The 20,426-nt window shown below is 49.0% G+C and carries 22 protein-coding genes; 8 read left to right on the forward strand and 14 right to left on the reverse strand.

From position 1 onward, the window contains the following. The first annotated feature begins 41 nt into the window (after nt 1-41). From OXN25_05195 to OXN25_05205, 3 genes are read left to right on the forward strand one after another with little or no spacing between them, the layout of a single operon-like run. On the forward strand, nt 42-1,058 hold the full coding sequence (locus OXN25_05195) for a Gfo/Idh/MocA family oxidoreductase (GenBank protein ID MDE0424242.1): 1,017 nt from the start codon (nt 42-44) through the stop codon (nt 1,056-1,058). 50 nt (nt 1,059-1,108) lie between these two features. Further along, a complete protein-coding gene (locus OXN25_05200; protein MDE0424243.1) occupies nt 1,109-1,867 on the forward strand; it encodes a sugar phosphate isomerase/epimerase in 759 nt (252 codons plus the stop codon). Nucleotides 1,868-1,869: 2 nt separating this feature from the next. Further along, nucleotides 1,870-2,595 carry a class I SAM-dependent methyltransferase gene (locus tag OXN25_05205; GenBank protein ID MDE0424244.1) on the forward strand — a complete coding sequence of 242 codons (726 nt, stop codon included), beginning with the start codon at nt 1,870-1,872 and terminating at the stop codon, nt 2,593-2,595. Nucleotides 2,596-2,632: 37 nt separating this feature from the next. Here OXN25_05205 and OXN25_05210 read toward each other — a convergent pair whose 3' ends face one another. The 7 genes from OXN25_05210 to OXN25_05240 all read right to left on the reverse strand — a co-directional run bounded on the left by OXN25_05210 (nt 2,633) and on the right by OXN25_05240 (nt 10,417). Further along, nucleotides 2,633-3,427 carry a phytanoyl-CoA dioxygenase family protein gene (locus OXN25_05210; protein MDE0424245.1) on the reverse strand — a complete coding sequence of 265 codons (795 nt, stop codon included), beginning with the start codon at nt 3,425-3,427 and terminating at the stop codon, nt 2,633-2,635. A gap of 15 nt (nt 3,428-3,442) precedes the next feature. Then, nucleotides 3,443-3,829 carry a VOC family protein gene (locus OXN25_05215; GenBank protein MDE0424246.1) on the reverse strand — a complete coding sequence of 129 codons (387 nt, stop codon included), beginning with the start codon at nt 3,827-3,829 and terminating at the stop codon, nt 3,443-3,445. Between the two features lie 77 nt (nt 3,830-3,906). Beyond that, a complete protein-coding gene (locus tag OXN25_05220) occupies nt 3,907-4,752 on the reverse strand; it encodes a LamG domain-containing protein (protein MDE0424247.1) in 846 nt (281 codons plus the stop codon). A gap of 87 nt (nt 4,753-4,839) precedes the next feature. Beyond that, complete coding sequence (locus tag OXN25_05225; protein MDE0424248.1) at nt 4,840-5,685, reverse strand: hypothetical protein; 846 nt, start codon at nt 5,683-5,685, stop codon at nt 4,840-4,842. A 306-nt stretch (nt 5,686-5,991) separates the two neighbouring features. Beyond that, the gene (locus OXN25_05230) at nt 5,992-7,674 is read right to left on the reverse strand and encodes a CRTAC1 family protein (GenBank protein ID MDE0424249.1); all 1,683 of its coding nucleotides are present in this window, start codon (nt 7,672-7,674) and stop codon (nt 5,992-5,994) included. Continuing rightward, on the reverse strand, nt 7,671-9,275 hold the full coding sequence (locus OXN25_05235; GenBank protein ID MDE0424250.1) for a tetratricopeptide repeat protein: 1,605 nt from the start codon (nt 9,273-9,275) through the stop codon (nt 7,671-7,673). Before OXN25_05235 ends, OXN25_05230 begins: the two co-directional genes overlap by 4 nt. After that, the gene (locus OXN25_05240) at nt 9,275-10,417 is read right to left on the reverse strand and encodes an amidohydrolase family protein (GenBank protein ID MDE0424251.1); all 1,143 of its coding nucleotides are present in this window, start codon (nt 10,415-10,417) and stop codon (nt 9,275-9,277) included. The genes OXN25_05235 and OXN25_05240 overlap by 1 nt, the downstream gene beginning before the upstream one ends. Nucleotides 10,418-10,743: 326 nt before the next feature. Here OXN25_05240 and OXN25_05245 point away from each other — a divergent pair, with 326 nt between their 5' ends. The 3 genes from OXN25_05245 (at nt 10,744) to OXN25_05255 (ending at nt 13,231) form a co-directional block, all read left to right on the forward strand. Then, nucleotides 10,744-11,520 (forward strand): aldo/keto reductase, encoded by a 777-nt coding sequence (locus OXN25_05245; GenBank protein MDE0424252.1) that lies wholly within the window; start codon nt 10,744-10,746, stop codon nt 11,518-11,520. Between the two features lie 7 nt (nt 11,521-11,527). Continuing rightward, nucleotides 11,528-12,037, forward strand: a complete 510-nt coding sequence (locus tag OXN25_05250; protein ID MDE0424253.1) for a tRNA methyltransferase — start codon at nt 11,528-11,530, stop codon at nt 12,035-12,037. A 120-nt stretch (nt 12,038-12,157) separates the two neighbouring features. Beyond that, nucleotides 12,158-13,231 carry an alcohol dehydrogenase catalytic domain-containing protein gene (locus tag OXN25_05255; GenBank protein MDE0424254.1) on the forward strand — a complete coding sequence of 358 codons (1,074 nt, stop codon included), beginning with the start codon at nt 12,158-12,160 and terminating at the stop codon, nt 13,229-13,231. Here the strand turns inward: OXN25_05255 and OXN25_05260 are convergent. From OXN25_05260 to OXN25_05285, 6 genes are all read right to left on the reverse strand, one after another. Next, nucleotides 13,228-13,842 (reverse strand): hypothetical protein, encoded by a 615-nt coding sequence (locus OXN25_05260; protein MDE0424255.1) that lies wholly within the window; start codon nt 13,840-13,842, stop codon nt 13,228-13,230. The genes OXN25_05255 and OXN25_05260 overlap by 4 nt on opposite strands. Before the next feature lie 34 nt (nt 13,843-13,876). Next, the gene (locus OXN25_05265; GenBank protein MDE0424256.1) at nt 13,877-14,182 is read right to left on the reverse strand and encodes a hypothetical protein; all 306 of its coding nucleotides are present in this window, start codon (nt 14,180-14,182) and stop codon (nt 13,877-13,879) included. Between the two features lie 523 nt (nt 14,183-14,705). Next, the gene (locus tag OXN25_05270; protein MDE0424257.1) at nt 14,706-14,999 is read right to left on the reverse strand and encodes a hypothetical protein; all 294 of its coding nucleotides are present in this window, start codon (nt 14,997-14,999) and stop codon (nt 14,706-14,708) included. A gap of 42 nt (nt 15,000-15,041) precedes the next feature. Next, nucleotides 15,042-15,656, reverse strand: coding sequence for a hypothetical protein (locus OXN25_05275; protein ID MDE0424258.1), 615 nt, complete (start codon nt 15,654-15,656; stop codon nt 15,042-15,044). 471 nt (nt 15,657-16,127) lie between these two features. Next, nucleotides 16,128-16,469 (reverse strand): XRE family transcriptional regulator, encoded by a 342-nt coding sequence (locus tag OXN25_05280; GenBank protein MDE0424259.1) that lies wholly within the window; start codon nt 16,467-16,469, stop codon nt 16,128-16,130. After that, on the reverse strand, nt 16,462-16,806 hold the full coding sequence (locus tag OXN25_05285) for a type II toxin-antitoxin system RelE/ParE family toxin (protein ID MDE0424260.1): 345 nt from the start codon (nt 16,804-16,806) through the stop codon (nt 16,462-16,464). The genes OXN25_05280 and OXN25_05285 overlap by 8 nt, the downstream gene beginning before the upstream one ends. A gap of 294 nt (nt 16,807-17,100) precedes the next feature. On the opposite strand from OXN25_05285, the gene OXN25_05290 reads away from it, so the two are divergent. Next, nucleotides 17,101-18,366, forward strand: a complete 1,266-nt coding sequence (locus tag OXN25_05290; protein MDE0424261.1) for a hypothetical protein — start codon at nt 17,101-17,103, stop codon at nt 18,364-18,366. A gap of 17 nt (nt 18,367-18,383) precedes the next feature. Next, on the forward strand, nt 18,384-19,193 hold the full coding sequence (locus OXN25_05295) for a phytanoyl-CoA dioxygenase family protein (GenBank protein ID MDE0424262.1): 810 nt from the start codon (nt 18,384-18,386) through the stop codon (nt 19,191-19,193). A 5-nt stretch (nt 19,194-19,198) separates the two neighbouring features. Here the strand turns inward: OXN25_05295 and OXN25_05300 are convergent, their stop codons facing one another. Then, nucleotides 19,199-20,074, reverse strand: coding sequence for a phytanoyl-CoA dioxygenase family protein (locus OXN25_05300; protein MDE0424263.1), 876 nt, complete (start codon nt 20,072-20,074; stop codon nt 19,199-19,201). Between the last annotated feature and the right edge of the window lie 352 nt (nt 20,075-20,426).

Below are 20,426 nucleotides of genomic sequence, written 5' to 3' on the forward strand. Positions count from 1 at the left end.
CTTAACTTATAACCCACAACTATATTCAGGAGGCAAAATTAATGTCAAAAACGTATCGCGTTGGCTTCGCATCTCTGGTGCATGACCACGTTTGGGGAGAACTCCGGCATTGGAAGGCACACCCAAACGTTGAAATCGTTGCAGCGGGCGATGTCAATGCGGAGTTACGCACACAATTCAGTGAGGAATCGGGTGTTGAGAAGGTCTACGACTCTTGGCAGGAGTTGTTAGAGAAAGAAGAGTTAGATATCGTCCAAGCAGCGGCGGCGAACAACGCCGGTGCAGATATTGTTGCGGCTGCGGCGGCGAAAGGTGTGCATGTCGTATCTGAGAAACCGATGGCAGCACGCCTTTCACAGGCAGATCAGATGCTGGCTGCTGCAGAGAGTGCCGGTATCCGACTCATGGTGAATTGGCCCACGGCATGGAGTCCAGCACTTAATACCGCAATGGATCTCATCAAAGACGGACGCATCGGAGATATTTTCTATTTCAAGTGGCGTTCTGCGCACAACGGACCGATGGAGATCGGTTGCTCCCGTTACTTCTACGAATGGCTCTACGATGAAGAGAAGAACGGTGCTGGCGCGCTGATGGATTACTGCTGTTATTGTGCCGATATGTGTGCCTATCTCCTCGGTTTGCCGCAACAGGTGACAGCCTTCCGTGGCACCTTCGTCAAAGACTATCCGGTACCCGATGATAACGCCGTTATCGTCATGAAATACGGGAACGCCTTCGGTATCACGGAAGCGTCTTGGACCCAGAAGGTCGGCTACATTACGCCGAACCCTGTGGTTTATGGGACGGAGGGTGCTTTGATGGTCAGTGGAAACGAAGTCCATCTCCATCCCGCAGGCGGTGATGCTGAAGTGATAACACCTGAAGCACTCCCAGAGGGGAGACGCAACGCTGCGGAATACTTCATTCATTGCTTGGAAACGGGTGAACCGATTGAAGGTCTTTGTAACGCCAAAGTGAGTCGGGATGCTCAAGAAATCCTCGAAGCAGGGCTCGTCTCGGCAGATAGTGGGCAGGTCGTGAACCTGCCGATGTAGCAATTAGTGGCACGGTTTCCGACCGCGCCTAAAAACGTTAGGAGGACGTTGTGAGCGATAGAATTCCGATTGCGTTACAGCTCTATTCTGTTAGAGACGATTGTGCTGGCGACCTATCTTTAACACTGCAAGCGGTCGCACAGATGGGTTATGAAGGCGTTGAGTTTGCGGGTTACTATGATCGGACTGCCGAAGAGTTGCGCGACATGTGCGATGATCTCGGATTAGGGGTCGCAGGGACACATACCGGGATCAACACACTTCTCGGTGACGAACTTGCGAAAACGGTTGAATTCAATAAAATTCTCGGCAACCCGTATCTGATTGTGCCGGGGTTATCTGGAGAATATCAGGGTTCTCCGCAGGCGTGGCGCGATACAGCAAAGATCTTCAACGACATCGCTGGAAAAATTGCGGATCAAGGGATGGCTACGGGGTACCACAACCACACGGGTGAATTTGAACCAATGGAAGACGAAATCCCGTGGGATATATTCGGCGGTAACACCCGTGACGATGTCGTGATGCAGATTGACATCGGTCACGCACTTCGTGCCGGTGCTGACCCTGTGGCGGCTATTGAACGCTATCCGGGCAGAGCGAAGTTGGTGCATCTTAAGGAATATTCCGCCACGAATGATGAGGCAAACGTCGGTGAAGGTGATGTCCCTTGGGAGGCTGTGTTCCACGCCTGTGAGACCGTCGGTGGGACTGAGTGGTACATTGTGGAGCAGGAGCGTTACGCCTATCCGCCCCTTGAATGTGTCGAACGTTGTATTAACAGTCTACGGAAAATGGGGAAAATTTAAGTTTGCTTGACGCTGGGACCTCGCGAGACACTCTTGATAAAACGCTTTTACTCTGGTGGGAAGATTTTTATCTTCCCATCTTTAAGTACATTTTCCCAAAGATGGGACAGTTAGAAGGAAAGAAGGTCCTGGAGTTAGGCACTGGAACGGGTGGAACTGCGACATTGTTGGCGAAACGCGGGGCAACTGTCGTCGGCATAGACTTGCTTCCGTTTCGACTCACTGAAGCAAAGACGCGGGCAGCGGATTATGGGGTTGCCGAGTCGGTCGAGTTTGCACTCATGGATGCAATGCACCTCGCTTTTCCAGATAATACTTTCGACTTTATTATCTCGAAATCCGTGCTGGTGTTTACGGCGCACACGGAAACCGCTCAGGAGTGTTATCGCGTGCTCAAGCCAGGTGGGAAAGCGATTTTTATCGAGAATATGCGACATCATCCAGCCGTATGGCTCTATCGCAAAGCGTTTTTGAAATACTCCGGCAAGTTGCACTACTTTTCACTCCACGATGTTGAGGCAGTCGGTGCCGAGTTTGAGAAGTTAGAGCATCGTGAATTTCATCTCTCCGCAGTCAGCGCGCTGTTCTGGCAGCAATGCATTTCTGTTCCACTGTTTTATAGATGGACTTTCCGTATCCTCAAAGCGATGGATACATTTCTCCTCAAATGCCTCCCTTTTCTCAAGCGGTTCTGTTGGATCACAGCAATGATTTGTCATAAAGATTAGAGGATAAGTCCCAGCGGGGCGACATGTCTATAGGATATCAACCATATTTCAACCAATTATCGAACAACGGTTTAAGCCGTGGTGAGAGATTGTCCAAAAACGTCGGTTCGTTTAACCACTCCTGACTCGTTGGACTCTCTGGGTTGGCGGGCGTGCTTTCCGGCGGGGCGACAACAACCGCATAGTGTAGCGTCTGCCGTTGCGTGCCAGTTGGGTTATACCCTTTATGAAGCAGACTTGAGTTGTAGAAGACAATATCCCCCGGTTCTAACTTCACTGCTATTTGATTCGGCATTGCTGCCTTAGGGGTCTGTTGTAAAACAGCGCGTTCAGCGTCTGTGAGTTCACGTCGGTGGCTGCCCGGGACGATGTAAAGTGTTTCATCCTGATAGAGTGCCCCGTTGAGTTGGACGTGACTCCTGAGACGACTGAGAAGCGTTTCAAGGGGTACCTCTCCATCGGGTGCAGAATCCCGATGCCAGTTGATGTGATACGGTTTCCGCTCGGAACTGACGAGAAGGGTGCAGAGGTGATACCTGAGTCTTTCCCCGATAAGTCCTTCAATAACATCCAATATCTCTGGGTGTGCAAGCGAGTCGACAAGTGCCTGTTCGCGAATGCTTGGGTGGAAGATATTATTAACCCCCCAGGTGTCGTCGCGTTCTCCGTCTATATAACGCAGATGATCAGCGTGTAGACCTTCAACGCGGCACTTGTGGAGTATCCGGTCAATAGCACTACGGTAGGTCTGGATGTCGGTCTCGGAAAGCGCGCCCGGACGAATGATATAGCCGTTTTCAACAAAGTTGTTAATCTCTGAAGTGGTTAGCATTTTGGGGTTCCTCCACTAAGTCGGGTTGTCTGGACAGTAGAGGTCGTTAAACTCAATTTCGTTTCCGTCCGGATCGAAAATGAAGAAAGCCCGGCATTTGCCGCGCGGATCGTCGAAATCAAAGGGTCCACGCGTCCGATCAGGCAAGGCAGCGAATTGTTCAACGAGTTGTTCAATTCGTTCAGTGCTTGTCACAAAGGCGAAATGCATCGGTCCGCCTGCATCGTGTCCGGGACTTCCGGCTTCTTTGAGGACGAGGTGTCCATTTTCTAAGTAGATATAAAGTTGCCGATTGTTGCGTTCAACGACCTCAAATCCGAGCAGATCGCGATAAAACTCCGCTGCGCGTTCAAGGTCAGCAACTTTGACGAAGACCTCTCCAATGCCGTAATAACCTTCCATTGTGTATCCCCTCCGATAAGCAAAAAGGCTCTGGATTCATGAAATCCGGAGCCTTTTTTGTTTCAGGTTAATAACGCTTAGGGTTTCTTAATGTGCGCCCATGTGGTAGCGAGTTTGCCTTGTGCTTCGACACTGACAGCACCGACAAGCGCGCCGCCCGCAAGTTCCCGGACTTCATCTTCACTGAGGGCACGATCCCAGAAGTAGACCTCATCAATCATAGCATCAAGCCAATTGTCATTTCCGAGGTTCCCACCGACCTGCCGTCCGACACCAATTTCAACCGGCTGGTCTGAGAATGTCAACAGTGGTGGCTCAATGGGTCTTGGGTTCTGCTGTCCGCTTGCGGGAACAACAGTGTCGCCAGTAACAGAGGAGGTCACATACGCCGTGGCTTCCGCGCCATCAGCGACGTAAGCGACGTGTACCCATTCTTCTTCGGCGTAAACGCTATCCGTGGCGAACCAACCTTCAGAGCCTTCCCAGCAACTTCCCCAGGTCATGTTAGTGGCGTTGGTGGTACACATCCGAACCATGAAAAGGGCACCCCAACCGACCTTTTCACCTTTCCAGAACATCGCAGAGTGGTCTCTACCACCACCAGTCCTGACGTAGGTCCACAAGGAGACAGAAAAAACTCCGTCTTCTTGTTCAAGGCTTGCGGATGATGGGATTTCGACGTACTGCCCAGTGTTCTCACCCGTCGCTGGATTCTCTGGGTTCTCAAGGTTGAGTGCCATACCGAATTCTGCGTCTGTAGTACTGGCACCATTCATGAATGCGCCATCGTTACTGCCGATAGAATCGTTCGCTGAGCCATCGTCAAAGTTCCAAACAGAGACGAGGCCGTCTGCGAGTTCGGCGTGACTGTTGGTAACGAATACCATAAGTGCTAAAATGAAAAACAGACAAATGTGTTTCATAATAGAAAACTCCTTACTGTTTTACTAACTTAGCGGTTTTGTGATAGCAGTTCACAAAACCGTTATATTTTTCGATTTCAATTAGACTTAGCGGCGGTTATTGCGGTGATGGTAGGATTTGACCTTCCCCCACGACGTGGCGAGTTTACCCTCCGCTTTGACTGCGAGTGCTTTCTCTGGACGGGCACCGCTTCCAAGTTCCTTGACTTCATCTTCAGAGAGGGCACGATCCCAGATGATAACATCGTCGATGATGCCATCAAGGAAGGTATCGTTCCCATCATTACCACCGATCCCCCGACCTGCCCCAAGTTCCAAAGGACGATCTGGGAACAGTTCGTAAGGTTCCGATGAAGCTTTCGGATTCCCTTGACCACTGGCGGGTATTTCGGTTTTCCCACCCTCTGGCGTTACGTAGGCAATTGCTTCCTCACCGTCCACTGTCTGACAGCAGTAAATCCACCGATCAGGTTCAATGGCACCATCCGTCGCGAACCAGTTTTCGGCACCGCCACTGCATGTTCCCCAGGTCATATTGGTACTACTGGTTGTCACCATGCGGAAGGTGAAGTTCGCTCCCCAACCGACCTTTTCGCCTTTCCAAACGCCGGAGTGATCTCTTCCCTCTCGGACATAGAGCCAATAGCCGACAGTATGTGCACTCTCAATAATTGACTCAAGCTTGGGGTTGAACTCAATATCCGCCCGTGAATCTTGATTCCCATCAACATCTAATGCCTTGCCAAATCTACCATCATTGGTGATTGTAGCTCCCTTGAAGAGTTCTCCGTGTGCATCAGCAATGGAATCCGTTACTTTTCCATCGTCAAAAGTCCAGGCAGCAACAACGCCATCATTTATATCTGCGGGCGCAGACGTTGTTATACAAATCGCCAATACAGCGATAGTGAATGTAGAAATAAACAGTTTCACTTAAATTAGCCTCCCTTAGTGAATTCTGGTAAAAAATAAAAAAAATTAATAAACTTTTTCCCAACAGATTTGTCTAAATAAATAGACGCAAAATAACAATATCTCCTTGTTGGGGATTTACACAGTTACAATCCCAATAACTCAATTGCCAGTTAATCAGATATGGGCATTTGAGTATTTTGTGCTCTAAACCTATGGGTTACTCCTTTTGGCGTGTGGTGTGCTATAAAGGAGTTCCCATAGGCTTAACTATTGTGCTAATTAATACGCTAATTTATTTTTTTTGTCAAGAAAAAAATAACATTTTTATTTAGGGACGATTTTATCCCCTTCAATTGCGATGAACCGTTGGTTTATTGGAAGATTGGTCGCCGTATCAATAACGCCACTGGGCCATCGAATCTCCAATAAGTCTACCTGTTCAGCATCTTTCAGTCCGAAATGGACGCGTAAGTCGCTGAATGCGAGATAACTCCCACTGCTCTTGACTTCCGCATACTGCGTGAGTTCACCCGCAACAACCTTGAGGCGCGCACCAATCGCTGAACGGTTGCTTTTCGTCCCGATCGCTTGGACCTGTATCCAGTTGTTTCGGTTTCCACCCTCATTTCTCAGTAGGTCAACGGTCTGATTCCAGTTTGTAATGAGGATATCGATGTCACCGTCGTTGTCGTAATCCCCAAAAGCAGCGGCGCGGCTTGTTTTGCGGCGTGCGAAACCTTCTCCGAGTTGTGCCGTGAGGTCCTCAAATTGCCCGTTCCCTAAATTCCGAAAAAGTAGGTTCTGCTGTGGTGTCGTCGTGGAACGATCGACCTCGGCGATGTTGTCCATTGTATGTCCGTTTGCGACGAAGATGTCTTTGTAGCCGTCGTTGTCGTAGTCGAGAAAACCGATGCCCCAACCGAGGTAGCGGTGTGTGTGTTCGGCGATGCCAGCGATAATCGTGGTATCAACGAAAAAGTTCCCACCTTCATTGCGATAGACGGTGTTTGTCTCGTTCTGAAAGTTGCTGACGGTGAGATCCAATTTGCCGTCGTTGTCGTAATCTGCGAAGGCGACCCCCATGCCTGCCTCTGCTTTCCCCATGTCGCTGCAACTCACGCCGGAGAGGAGTCCAATTTCTTCAAAAGTGCCATCGCCGCGGTTTTCAAAGAGGAAGTTGAAATCCTGATCGTTGGCGACGTAGATGTCAGGGTCGCCGTCGTTATCGGCATCTCCAACGGCAACGCCGAGACCGTGTGCTGCGGGAGCACTTATCAGTCCGCTTTGTTGGGTTAAATCCGTAAAAGTCCCGTTTCCGTTATTGTGATAAAATACGTCTGGCTGGGGTGGATAAGAACTGGGACCGCAATAGACGGGGACATCGTGTCGATAACACGTTTTGTGTGCGTCGAGGGTGTAGTTTGCATAATTGGTCACGTAGAGTTCAAGGAATCCGTCGTTATCAAAATCGGCGAATGCACAACTCGCTCCCCACCCCGTATCTGCAACGCCTGCAGCTCCAGCAACGGCGGTGAAAGTGCCGTCGCCGTTGTTCTGATAAAGAACGTTGGCTCCGAAGTTGGTCAAGTAGAGATCCAGGTCGCCGTCGTTATCGTAATCGCCAGTTGTTGCGCCGACCCCGTAGCCGGTGTCTCCAACGCCTGCGAGATGGGTGACATCTGTAAATGAACCGTCGCCGTTGTTGTGGTAGAGAACGTTGGTGGGCAGCGAAGCGTCCGCCTGTTCTCCCTGCGGACGGGCATTGATAAGGTAGATGTCGAGATAGCCATCATTGTCGTAGTCAAAGAAGCCTCCACCCGATCCGTATTGTTCGTTAAAGAGGCGTTTGCCGCTCTCACCGTCTGTGTGCTTGAAGTCAATTCCTGACTCCACAGCCACTTCAACAAAGGTAACAGCGTACCCTGTCGATGTACCGAGAATTGCACAGACGACGATAGAAGAGAGAAGTAATAGAATTTTATCAGGGCTTATAGGGGAGACTATCATTGTTTATTGGAATCCTTCATTGCCTGCCGAATTTCGTTCAGACGGGTTTTGTAGGCGGCGTTGTCCGGTGCCAAGTCAATTGCGCGTAGGATAACCTGTTCTGCTTCAGGATACGCACCGTAGCGGTAGTATGCGAAGGCGAGGGTATCCAGACGGGCGGCATTCGCGTCTAATACAACAGCACGTTCTGCCAGTTCAACGGCGCGCCTGAGTTCTTTCCCCTGTGTTGCGTATAGCCACGCGAGGTTGTTATGTGCGTCTGCCGAGTTTTCATCAACAGCAATAGCGTGTGTAAAGGCAGTGATCGCGTCCGAAATCTGTTGTTGTTTAAGGTGTAGCACGCCTAACCGCACCCACGGTGTGGCATCATTCGGGTTTGCTTCTGCTAACTGCCGATAAACAGCGATTGCCTCGCCGAACTGATGTTGTTGCACATAGACTTCCGCGAGTCCGTAATAGGCGGGTGTCAGCGTCCTATCTTTCTGAATTGCGGTTTGTAGATAGGTCTGCGCATCGGCGAATTGACGGAGACGCGCATGGAGCCAACCGAGGTTAAGGTACGCCTCAGCGTCGGTGTCATCAAGTTGAATAAGTCGTTGAAACGCCTCGACGGCTTCTGGAAACTGTCCTGTCTGCATGTAAATCCCACCGAGATTGTGGTAGAGCGCGGGGACATCTGGATGTAACGCCGTTGCGGTTTGATAAGCACGTATCGCTTCTTGATGGTTTCCAATCTCAAAGTGGGCCGCTGCCAACTTGAGACGTGGTTCTAAGGCAGTCGGTTCCTCCAATAAGTGTCTGCGGTATCGATTCGTCTGTTCGTTGTAGGCTTTTACCTCTTGAAAGGAGGCCATCAGGCTTTTTGCTTCTGCTATGTGCTGTAAGGCATCGGGGTTAGAAACCCCTCGTACGGAACGCTGTCCTAAACGTCGATGGACGAGCGCGAGGTTGTAGTGGGTTTCGGCGTGATAGGGTGCGAGGGTGAGGGCTTTCTGGTAGTGCTGCACGGCTTCTTCCAGTATATTCTGGAGGAATGCGACTTTCCCTAAGCCTTGATAGACGGGGGCAAGGTCAGCATCAAGTGTCAGTGCTTGTTGATACGCCTGTCGCGCTAAGTCCAATTTTCCGCGTTGTAGGTATGTATCAGCGAGACGAAAAAAGGCTTCAGCGTTTTTCGGTAGCATGACGGTGGCGTGTTGCCCGTGGTTTTCAGCGTCTGCGAACCTGCCTTGCGAATGGTAGATTCGCGCCAGACAGACGTGTGCAACGCCGTGTGTCTGTGAGGAGGCAGGCAGCTCCAAGGCACGGAGATAGGCTGCTAATGCATCGTCGGTCTTTTCTTTGAAGGTGTAAACCGCACCGAGTTCACAGTACGCTTCAGCGTTTCGCGGATTTAATTTCAAGACATGTTGAAAGGCATCAATCGCTTCATCGTAAAGCCCTAACTGAATTGCGCGCATTCCACGGGTGTAATGGTTTGCCTGTTCGTCGTTGGTTTGCTGCGCTGCAAGTGATACTACAAAACAGAAGATGGAAAGGCTTCCTACAATCCAGACTCTTTTTATACAAGTGCTATTATAACGAACCGATCTCTGTGACATCACTGCCTCTCCGTGTGGTAAACCAATTCGTTGTTGACGATTGTCGCTATCAGGTTGATTTCACACTGCGATTCATCCCATTCAAAGAGAATTAGGTTCGAGGTTGCTTCTACGTGTGCCTTCGCGTCCAATAGACGCATGGGTTGTAGCGTGGCGAGTGAGACGGCTTCTTCAAGCGAGATACCTGCGAATCGGACGCTGTTTTCAATACCGCGTGCCAATTCGATGGCAGAACCGGCGAGATATTCTGTGCCGACCAAGCGGACACATCGGTCGGCGGTCAATTCTACAGATTTCTCTGCGAACTCGTAGATACCGGGTTTCATGCCTGCCAGAGCCACCGCATCGCTGACGAGGACGCATCGGTCGAGGGTCTTCGCCCGCATCATCGACTTGGCGACGGAAGCGGGCAGGTGGTGTCCATCGACGATAAGGCTTGCCCAGAGCTCATCGGCACCGAGTTGCTCCCAGATGTAGTTCGGGTGCCGTCGGATTAATGCGTGTGCACCGTTGCCGAGGTGCGTGGAGAGTCTCGCACCGGCGTCGATTGCTGCGTGGATGTCGCTTGCGGCGGCGTTTGTATGCCCTAACGCGACCACAATCCCGTCTGCAACCAGTTTTTCGATGAACGGAATAGCACCCTTTTTTTCAGGAGCGAGGGTCACGATGGTGATTTTCCCCTCGGCGATGTCCTGCCATCGCTGAAATTCGTCCCAATCCGGGTCTCTGACGTGTTCCAGTGGGTGTGCCCCGCGCGGTCCATCTTCTGCAGAGATATAGGGTCCCTCAAGATGGATACCGAGCATTGCGTGGGCAACCAACGCGTCTGCCTTAGACGCTTCTATAATAGCATGTAGTGAATTATAGATCCGATCGAAAGAGCCGGTCACAACCGTTGGACATAAGAACCCGGTACCGACTTTCCAGAGCGCGCGCACCATCGCGCGCACGTCTCCCGATGTAACGGTAGCGGTATTGAGGTCAAAACCAGCAAAGCCGTTCACCTGAATGTCTATCAATGCCGGTGCGACATAAGTTGGACTGTCAGTGGAGGGAATTTCACGGATCTCCTGAACGCGTGCGTCGGCAAGGATGATTTCGACAGGGGTAGTATTGAAAAGGGTTTGTCCTTTGAATTTCATGTTTTTATAGCAATCAGCTGTCAGCAGTCGGCTTTCAGCGGAGCGTACGTTTTGTTGGGTTTCATTCGGGGTTTATAGCGTTCAGGTGGCTTGGGTGGAGAAATTTTCGTGGCGCATACGAGCGTTTTTTTCAATCCTATTCAACCCAACCTACGTCCAGAGCCTTGATCAAACTCACGTTATAATACCTGCAAATTGATTTATTGCCAAGAAAAAAGGTTGCATTTCTGAGTAGAATTCGGTTAAAGTATATCAAAAGAGATTTCAACCAGTTCATAGAATCATAGTCGGACTTTCTTGGATTACGTTTGGACGTGGAGGACACAATGGAATATTTAGCTTATGGAGAAACGGGTTTGGAGATCTCACGTCTCTGCTTTGGTGCAGGGCATCTTAATAACACGTGTGAAAATTATGAAGCCGGTGGCAAACTGATGTTGAAGGCGCTGGACGAAGGAATTACCTTCTGGGATACGGCTGAAGGTTACGGGAGTCAACCGCACCTCGGCGAGGCGGTCCGCCAAATTAACAGGGGAGAAGTCGTCATTCAAACGAAGACCGGCGCGAAAGATTATGAAGGTGCTAACGTGAGCATTGAGCGTTCCCTTCAGGAAATGCAAACGGATTACTTGGACGTTTTACTCTTACACGGTATCGCCTCGCCTGAAGACTTGATATCGCGGGAAGGGGCACTGGATGCGTTTCGAGAGGCAAAAGCTGCTGGTAAAATCCGAGTCATCGGCTGCTCGACGCACATCTACACAGGTCCTGTCATGGATGCCGTAATTGACCATCCCGAACTTGAGGTTATTCTGGCAACAGCGAATAAAGAGGGTCGGATGTTAGAAGGCGGTCCCTTTGATCGGCATCTGGAATATATCCAACGTGCGTACAACCTTGGGAAAGGCATTAGTATCATGAAGGTTATCGTTGCGGGTAATATTCCAGAGGCGGATATGCCGGAATGGATTGAGTGGGGCTTCAACCTCGAAACCGCGCACGCCATCAATCTCGGTATTAGCAATTACCGCCATATCACATTGGATGTTGGACTGGCACGTGCGAGCGCGAGACGACGGTTGATACAGACCAGAGCGGCTTAAGGTTTGTATGAAACAACTCCGCCGCAAACCGCTTAAAGACTTTCTGAAGCAGGTGAAACCGCCAGAGAGAGAACTGGTTTTTATCCTCCAAGACGTACAAGACCCGATTAATGTCGGTTCTGCGTTTCGGATAGCCGATGCGTGCCGTGTGAAAGAACTCATCCTGACGGGTATCAGTGCGCGACCGCCGCATCCACTTGTTCGTAAAGTCGCGCGGGGCAAACATCGACGTGTGAAATGGCGGTATGTGGAGCAGGCAGCGGATGCCATTGTATCCCTTAAAGCCGAGGGTTACACGAGTTTCGCTTTGGAGATTACCGCGCAATCCATCCGCTACGATGCGATGGACTATCCTAATAAAGTCTGCCTTATCGTCGGACACGAGGACCACGGTGTAACGCAGCGGACGCTTGCTGCTTGCGATAGGGTCATCTTCCTACCGATGTACGGGGCGGGTGCATCACTGAACGTTCACGTCTCGTTGGGCATTGCCGCTTATCATATCTTACATTGCTAATAGCCATCAGCGGTCAGGTCGCTGCACTCTCAGCAGTCAGCAAAGAGATTTTGTGGCACTATAAACATTGACAACCGCCGCACGAACAACTGATGACTGAATTCGATAAGGAGTGTTTGAATGTCGAAAACGATGCGCGCGATTATGTGTCGTGAACCGTGGGATTACCGTCTTGAAGAGGTGCTGATGCCGGAGGCGGGTCCCGGTGAAGTCGTTATTAAGGTGAGTGCCTGCGGTGTCTGCGCAAGCGACATCAAGTGCTGGACAGGCGCGCCGCTTTTCTGGGGCGACGAACACCGCAAACCTTATGTGGAAGCACCTGTTATCGCTGGACACGAATTCATCGGTGAGGTTGTGGAACTCGGTGAAGGCGCGGGTGAGAAGTATGGTCTTCAGATAGGCGATACTGCTATCGCTGAGCAGATTGTGCCGTGTTGGGAGTGCCGTTACTGCCGAACGGGGAAGTATTGGCTCTGCCAAGTCCATAACATCTACGGATTTCAACCCGTTGTCAACGGCGGTATGGCGGACTATATGAAGTTCCCTGCGCGTTCGCTTGTTTACAAGGTGCCTTCTGACATTCCGACGGCGAATGCAGCGGTGATTGAACCGCTCGCCTGCTCTATTCACGCCGTGCAACGTGGGAACATCGAGTTCGGGGATGTTGTTGTGGTTGCGGGTGCAGGCACACTCGGACTGGGTATGATTGGCGCGGCGAAGTTGAAAAATCCAGGGGTACTTATTGCTGTTGACCTGATGCCAAATCGGTTAGCGGTTGCCAAAAAATTGGGCGCGGATATCGGGATTAACCCATCGGAAACGGATGCCGTGCAAACGGTGTTAGATTTAACGGAAGGCTATGGGTGTGATGTCTATATTGAAGCGACGGGACATCCGAAAGCGGTTGAACAGGGATTGCACATGATCCGAAAGGCAGGCACGTTTGTGGAATTCAGCGTTATGCGGGAACCGGTGACGGTGGACTGGACTATCATTGGGGATACAAAAGAGCTGAATATCCACGGTTCGCATCTGGGTCCGTATGCGTATCCGTTGGCGATTGATTATATCCACCGTGGTCTGATTGATGTGAGTCTTATGGTAACGCATCAGCTGCCGTTGGAGGACTATCTCACAGGGTTTGAGATGGTTCAGGAGGGGTCGGACTCCATTAAGGTGCAGTTGGTGCCTTAACTTTGTCCAACAGATGCCTCACTTGCTGCTTTAAAAACGGTATTAATTGCCCCAAAGAGTGTTGGCAAATTATCGATGCTAAAGCTCGTTCTGTTTTGGGTGAAGGTATCGCCGACAAGTTTTCCAAATTGCCACCGTTCTCCATCGCTGACAATGCCGTACACGGGAGCATCCGGATCATCGTTTATTTTTTGTGCCGCTACTAATTCTGCCAGACATTGTCCCCAACCTTGTTCAAAATCATTCTTCTTCGCCTCAACCAGAATTACGAGAGGCACTCCGATAACAGTCATGCCTAATTCGGACTTTGTAGCGACGAGGTAATCCGGTGTGCCGTTCAGCGTTTCATCGTAGATGATGGGTTCCCTTATCCAGAGCGCGTAAGTATCGGCATACGCTTTGTATGTCTCTCTTAAAATAGGAAAGATAATCGCTTCACAGCGTGAGGCCTCAGAGGAAAAAACGTTGACATTTTCCATGGTGAACTCAAATTCTTGCAAAAATTCTATTGAAGGGCTTGCAGATTCAACCTTAAGAAAGTCGTTTGTCGCATATCTGATTCTGAATTTCTCTTGGACTTCGGAGATTCTTTTGAAATCGCTAAATGCCATGATAGTGTACCCCCAGAATCGCCATGGCTGAGATTTACCGATATTTCTCACGTTCCTCAATAATTCCACGGCTAAACTCGTTATCTTCCGCGCGAATGCCGTGGCGTGCCATGCTCTTGCGAAGTTCTTCAAGCGGCATGAGTTCTATATGGGCAATTCCGAGATGTTCACGCATTTTTTTAAGGGCTTGCGCCTCGGACTGCTTATCCTCTGTTTTTCGCTTCCTCATATCCACAGACTTCGATATATCAACGGTCTCGGAGAGTCGCAGTGGCACCTCTGCAACCACTTTTTCTAATCGTATTAACCTTTTTGCTAATGTTTCAAGTGTTTCTATCATAAGAAACACCTCCTTAACAGCATAGCATGTACAAGTTACTGTGCTTACTGCTTTGAAGACAGCATTAATTGCTCCGAAAAGGTTTAGCAGATCTTACATCATTACACATATTGGAATTTACATCTATCAAGGTAGAACCCTCAAAGTCTGGAAAGAACTACTACTTAATACTACTCCCAATTATACTATGTGTGCGATTAAAAAACAACGGGACTTACGCAAATTGAGCAGAAAAGGGACTTGTTTTATGCAAAAAGTCGTTATTCGGTACTTTATAACCCCCTAAATCCCCTTATCGGGGGGACCTTAAGAGGAAATGCCTAAGTCCTAAACAAATCTTTTCGAGCGGCAAGTTATATGTGTAATAACACATTTTGATATATTGTCCCGGATAGAACGCACGGATGGATATAAAAAAACGCCCTTAGAGGTTAGCTGCTATCTAAAACAGAGGGCAAAGCCAGTGTCAAAAAGCGAAAAAAGTACTGACTTTACCCAAAAATTTTTTTGAATCTGTTATGTACTATTTCTGAACTGTTACTGTGCGGCAGTAGATAGAAATTTCACCGAGAACAACGCTGATAACGACATCAAGTGGAGTAAGGGCAGTTGTGATCTCATAATCAGTTGCTCCCATTGCCATAGCGTTTGTATCAACATTATTAATTGGAACTAATCCCCACAGTACATACCATTGTCGAGCGTTTGTAATATCATTACCTTGCGCGCCTTCCCCGACTTTGTGAGTATGTGCTGCACACCCGATGACAAACAACATTGCTACTATCAGAAAGACAGCGGAAAGTTTTCTGAACATAAATTTCTCCTTTTGGTACGCGCTTTTGCATCGCGCTTATTGTTATTTCTGGATTAAGTTAATGGAACCGATTGATGATTCAATGGATCGCAATTCCGTTTGGTAAACATCTCTGGGAACATGGTAGTCAACCGCAAAAACAAGGGTTTCCGGTGCGTCACATATCAGTTTGATGTGTACAAAATCGGTAGCGATAACCATTAGCTGATGGATGCGAAATGCATCCTTCATGAAAATTGCCTCCTGAACCGTTGCGTTTGGAAATTGGTCCTGGTAAGCAATTTTGAGGGTTTTTAATAGCGTTTCATCTGGGGTGATCTCCACGCTATTTAACTTTGACACGACACACATCGCCCCAGAACTTTCGTTCAAGAATACCCATCGTGGCACTATTTGCAGTCCTTGTATAGGTTCAGTGCCCAATGTGTTGCTGACTTGCTGGTGCATTGAATCGTCAATCTTTTTCCAATGCTTCGGGGCGGCTATTTTGATTCTTAGGGTTGTATCTACGATTGCGGGTTCAAGTCGGGTTTCATCAACCTTAAAAACAAGCGTTTCATAGAGCTGTTTTTGGGCTGTAGGGGGATCGCACCCGACGAAACCGCTAATCATGATACTAAAAAATAAAAATTTGAGAAATCCTAACTGGTTTTTCAATCTTGCTCCGCGACGATGGTGTGTGATTATAACAGAAATAGCCTGCAATGTGCGAATTGAAAGGGATAAAGTCGCACAGGCAGGCGCGAAGAGAGCAGCCATGTGAAATAATTTATGCTGTAAATACTTATTATATGTGGAGTATAAAGGGGGGGTAAATCGCTTTGACTAACCTAAAACAAACAGTCTGAAGACGTTTAGCACGGATAGCCTCTGAAAATTCATATAAACCTCGGATCCCTGCCCAAAAGCGGAACCCACAGTATCTTGCGGATTTGACAGAAACTTGAAGAATAGATAGAACGCGTTTGTTCATGAACGTTACCTAAAAAAGAAAAGGTCAGCGTGCCGAAAGTTCTCTTACAAATGATGCAGTGTTTTGTAGGTTTCCCTACTAATTCAACGAAATTATACCACAAAGCATGAATAGATGTCAAATTTTTGTGCGTTATTAGTTATTTTTGTGAACAATTATCTTGTAGCATCAAGTGCGTTTGTTGGACCTTGTTTGCTATCGTTCTCTGATAGTGTAACTTGATTTTTCACATAACACTGCAGCCGATCTCGGAAATCAGAAAGGCGGGTCAAGCTAAAATGGTCATCGTCGCCGTTCTTAAGTTTTAAGACATCTGCTGGATCAACACCCAAAAGTTTTGCTGCCTTCGCGCGTTGCAGCCGAGACTTCTTGAGAAGTGTAAAGACTTCAAACGTCAACTTCGTGCGAAACGACAGAATTTCAGCCTCTGCATCAGAAAAGCCTATGTCCTTAAATACATTGCCACTGCTTTCCTCAAACTTTACATCGCTACACATCTATTGCCTCCATTTCTTTTGCTCGCCTTAAGCGTTGCTTGATAAGGTCTATTTCCCTTTTCGGAGTTCTTATACCTCGTGTTGATTTTTTCTCAAAGCAGTGCAATACATACACCCGCTCCCCGATGCTGACTGTGTAAACAGCCCGATAGGCATTGGTAGAATACCGTGTAACAACCTGAAAGACATCTGACCCGATACCTCGCATGGGTTTGGCAGTTGGATGCTTATCTCCCAGTTGTGCATACATCACTGCCTTGCCGATTGCTTGTCTGGCTCCTTTGGGAAATTGCTGCAGCCGCTCGCGGGAATCCCCAACCCATACGACATCTTTCATACGGGTTTTTTCAAAGTTACCTGCTTTCCAACGAAATTACATTGTCGAAAACAAAGAAAAATTACCACCCAATGCCCATTTTAATTCTACTACACCTTGGTCTCAAAATCAAATCGTTTTAATTGGCACGGGAAAAGAGGCGTGATCCAATTTCAGCATTTTAGATTTGACGCTTTTCAAGGACTTTGGTAGAATACTTGAGAATAGAAAAAACAGTAAGAATAGCCTGCAACAAAAAGAAGGACTAAGGATACAGGAAGGTAGAAACCCTATGGTTCTTTGCCTAATTTTCCCATGAAAATTACCGACATTGAAGCAATCCCACTGTGTGTGCCTTATGAGGAACGGATTCGCAAAAAATACTACCACTTCGCTATGACAGAACTGGTTACGGTCTATAAGTTCTATACCGATACCGGTCTCATCGGTCTCGGAGAAAACCCGGGACCGCCTTTTGAGCAAGAGGTTTTGGACACCTATCTCGGTACAAACCCGTTCGATCACATTATGGGTGAAGGACGTTTTAACCTCGACATGGCGTGCTACGACCTGATGGGAAAACATCTCGGTTTGCCAGCGTGGAAACTGATGGGACAACAGGTTCGAGATTGGGTTGCGATGGGGTGGTGGATGCCCTGTATGTCGCCTGAAGACACTGCTGCGGAGGTTCAGATTGCTGCTGAACGCGGGTACCGCGGTCTGAAATGCAAAGCGCGTGCTTTCTATGATGTCGTCGAACAGGCAAAGGCGATTCAAGACGTTGCACCGCCAGATTTTCGCGTGGAGTTTGACTTCAACGGTTCACTCGTCAATGTTGAGAAGGCATTGCCAATCCTGCGGGAACTGGAGAAGATTCCGGTTGTCAAGGGTCTTGAAGAGCCAATTTTTGCGTATGATGTAGAGGGGTGGCGGCGACTGCATCAAGAGATTCGGATTCCGTTTTATCTGCACGGTGTTGGTGTTATTCGAGAGGGTGCGTCGCGTCAACCGTCTGGTCCTTGGATTGGGCTACGGGCAGGCGATTTTGACGGTGCGTTGTGTAGCCACGAAAGTGTCAAAAGTGCCTTGGCATCGGGTTGGGCTTTTGCTGCTGCGAATACACCGATCCTGCTGCAGTATGTCGGTACGGGTATCACGGCAGCATTCGCGTGTCATCTGGGAGCGGTGATGCCGACGGCTACGCTACCGGGTGTAACCGCCAGTCATGCTTACGAAGACGACTTGATTGTTACATCGCACAAAGTCCAACGCGGATTTATGCAGGTGCCGGAAGGTACGGGTTTGGGTGTTGTATTGGACGAAGAGGCTGTGAAACGCTATTCCCAAACGCCTGAACCGAAATGGAAACGGCATATTTCTGTTGTCACACTACCGGGTGGCGTGAAGCATTACTATCGAAACCTACAACAGGCAGAACGCCTCATGAAGCAAGGGGTAGACGAATCTTATGCCCCGGGTGTGCGTCTGGATGAGTGGGAAGATGACGGCAGTGAAGCCTTCGATAGGTTATTCAAGCGGTTGCAGGAGAGGGATTGGCCCGTATGGGAAGCCTTGACTTAGTAAAGGAGTGAAATGTTATGATGACCCCTGAACAGCGTTATCTTTTTGATGTTAGTGGATACCTTCATCTGAAGAATGTTATGAGTGCAGAAGAACTAAAAGCGGCGCAAGACGCAGCAGCGGAATACATCAATACCCCTACCGAAAAACTTCCACCCGGATTTGACTCCAGCGAAAAAAACCTACCAAACGGCTTCGCCTTTGCGAAACCGTTAGAGGCACTCACAATGCACCGATCGACCTGGCCCATTATCAAAGAATTGACGAATAACCGACCGCAACTGTTCCGCGGGACGATGATTGCGGATCGGGCGGGTGTGTCGGAGTCGGCGGAAGGCTTACGCTTGCATTGTGCACGAGAGGATTTTGGATGGCACGCCAATCGGTATGAGGTCCGAAACGGTCGCATCTTTTGTGACGATTTTGTTATTTTTCCCTACCTATACGATGTGAACCCCGGAGATGGTGGATTGCTGGTTGTTCCCGGCACACACAAAACTGTTTTCGATCGTCCTGAACACCTCTATAACAGTGGACAGATTAAGGATGCCGATGATATTCCAGAAGGGGTCGTTAACATCACGCCAAAAGCAGGGGATTTCGTAATCATCTCTGAACTCTTGACGCACGGTGCGCTGCCTTGGAAACCGAAGGACCGGTATCGTTGCGTCCTGACCTTACGCTACAGACCTCAACACCGTGGTGAGAGTCGAGTGTCGGAAGAGGTTAGAGAACGATTGTCCCCGGAAACGTTGGAACTCATCTCCCAGGCAGGTCACTTTGACACGAAAGAGATTGTTAAAAAGGACGTTATTACGTTGACGTAGATCGGTTAAGTAACCCGTCTCACCGCTGGAGCACCGTGCTGCTCACACCACGATGCAAGTGGGCTTTCGCCACCGCCCGGATGGTATTCTTTCGTTTTCTTGAAGGGTTCTCCAACCAAATACTGCTCAAGCGGCGTTAGTTTATCCAACAAACTCTGTTCCTGTGTCCGATAATCCATTGGCATTACCCACCGGTAACCGTAGCCGAACATCACGCCTTTGCGGGTCTTGTCCGTTAAATTTGCACCCCCTGCATGAAAAATACGATTCTCAAACAGCAGGCAATCCCCGGATTTTAAACTCGGTTCGAGTGCGCCTTCTGGATCCGCTTGTCCTTTTGGAATAGGAATCCGCTCAAGGAGATGATTGCTACCGGGGGCGACAAGCGTTGCGCCGGAATTGGGTTCACTCAGATCGGTGAAGTAGTAGGCGCATTTCAGCAGAATGCGTGGTAACTTGTTGCCGTGTGTTTTTGTTGCCATGCCGTAGTCACGATGCCACCCCGGCATACGAGCGGTATCCGGTGTGTCCGGCGGATCGGGGTGTTTGTATATCAGGTGTGAGGTCATCAGTTGCAAATGGGCACCGAGCAGTTGAACGACGATGGGAAGGATGGTTTCCTGCGTGATAAGCGGAATGAAGGCATCGTCAATAGAGATGCAGTTTCGGAAACTGTCGTATCGGTTGTTGGAGTTGTGTTGGCGATTCTCACGCCGATCGCTCGCCATGAGTCGGTCGCTGGCTTCAATGAGTTTGTCGATGGTATCTGAGTCGAGGACATTTCGGACGATGAGATAGCCGTTGTCGTCAAAATGGCGTATGTCTTCATCAGACAGTGGGTGCCAGTCTATATCAATTGCTGCTTCGTTTGTGTGTGGCATTGCTTTTGCTCCCGTGTTTTTGTATCAGCGCACTGGATCAATTAACTTACGAAAATGGACAGTAGGACTTCGTGAAATTTTCAGAAACACATCAGGGACATTATGCAATTCTCCTGTGGAGTGAAAAGGTTGTGTTCGTCGCCTACTCCTGTTAAAGTTGAGGTCTACGATACTGACAAATCGGTAGTCATAGTCATCAAGGAATTCTTCTAACTCCCAGAATGATTTTCCTATGGATTTACAGTAACTGATAAAACAGTATGCTCCCTTTAATTGTTGAGTGACATGTGATGCCAGTGTACTGCCCGCGGTTTTTTAGACCACTCCCTAAAGGAAGATTGTGCTATAATGA

The sequence above is a fragment of the Candidatus Poribacteria bacterium genome, from assembly GCA_028820845.1.
Taxonomy (GTDB): domain Bacteria; phylum Poribacteria; class WGA-4E; order WGA-4E; family WGA-3G; genus WGA-3G.

What these genes read in the sequence shown, in the direction of transcription:
- OXN25_05195 (MDE0424242.1), top strand. Translation starts at nt 42, where the DNA reads ATGTCAAAAACGTATCGCGTTGGCTTCGCATCTCTGGTGCATGACCAC.
- OXN25_05210 (MDE0424245.1), bottom strand. Translation starts at nt 3,427, where the DNA reads ATGCTAACCACTTCAGAGATTAACAACTTTGTTGAAAACGGCTATATC.
- OXN25_05215 (MDE0424246.1), bottom strand. Translation starts at nt 3,829, where the DNA reads ATGGAAGGTTATTACGGCATTGGAGAGGTCTTCGTCAAAGTTGCTGAC.
- OXN25_05220 (MDE0424247.1), bottom strand. Translation starts at nt 4,752, where the DNA reads ATGAAACACATTTGTCTGTTTTTCATTTTAGCACTTATGGTATTCGTT.
- OXN25_05230 (MDE0424249.1), bottom strand. Translation starts at nt 7,674, where the DNA reads ATGATAGTCTCCCCTATAAGCCCTGATAAAATTCTATTACTTCTCTCT.
- OXN25_05235 (MDE0424250.1), bottom strand. Translation starts at nt 9,275, where the DNA reads ATGTCACAGAGATCGGTTCGTTATAATAGCACTTGTATAAAAAGAGTC.
- OXN25_05240 (MDE0424251.1), bottom strand. Translation starts at nt 10,417, where the DNA reads ATGAAATTCAAAGGACAAACCCTTTTCAATACTACCCCTGTCGAAATC.
- OXN25_05245 (MDE0424252.1), top strand. Translation starts at nt 10,744, where the DNA reads ATGGAATATTTAGCTTATGGAGAAACGGGTTTGGAGATCTCACGTCTC.
- OXN25_05250 (MDE0424253.1), top strand. Translation starts at nt 11,528, where the DNA reads ATGAAACAACTCCGCCGCAAACCGCTTAAAGACTTTCTGAAGCAGGTG.
- OXN25_05255 (MDE0424254.1), top strand. Translation starts at nt 12,158, where the DNA reads ATGTCGAAAACGATGCGCGCGATTATGTGTCGTGAACCGTGGGATTAC.
- OXN25_05260 (MDE0424255.1), bottom strand. Translation starts at nt 13,842, where the DNA reads ATGGCATTTAGCGATTTCAAAAGAATCTCCGAAGTCCAAGAGAAATTC.
- OXN25_05265 (MDE0424256.1), bottom strand. Translation starts at nt 14,182, where the DNA reads ATGATAGAAACACTTGAAACATTAGCAAAAAGGTTAATACGATTAGAA.
- OXN25_05270 (MDE0424257.1), bottom strand. Translation starts at nt 14,999, where the DNA reads ATGTTCAGAAAACTTTCCGCTGTCTTTCTGATAGTAGCAATGTTGTTT.
- OXN25_05280 (MDE0424259.1), bottom strand. Translation starts at nt 16,469, where the DNA reads ATGTGTAGCGATGTAAAGTTTGAGGAAAGCAGTGGCAATGTATTTAAG.
- OXN25_05285 (MDE0424260.1), bottom strand. Translation starts at nt 16,806, where the DNA reads ATGAAAGATGTCGTATGGGTTGGGGATTCCCGCGAGCGGCTGCAGCAA.
- OXN25_05290 (MDE0424261.1), top strand. Translation starts at nt 17,101, where the DNA reads ATGAAAATTACCGACATTGAAGCAATCCCACTGTGTGTGCCTTATGAG.
- OXN25_05295 (MDE0424262.1), top strand. Translation starts at nt 18,384, where the DNA reads ATGATGACCCCTGAACAGCGTTATCTTTTTGATGTTAGTGGATACCTT.
- OXN25_05300 (MDE0424263.1), bottom strand. Translation starts at nt 20,074, where the DNA reads ATGCCACACACAAACGAAGCAGCAATTGATATAGACTGGCACCCACTG.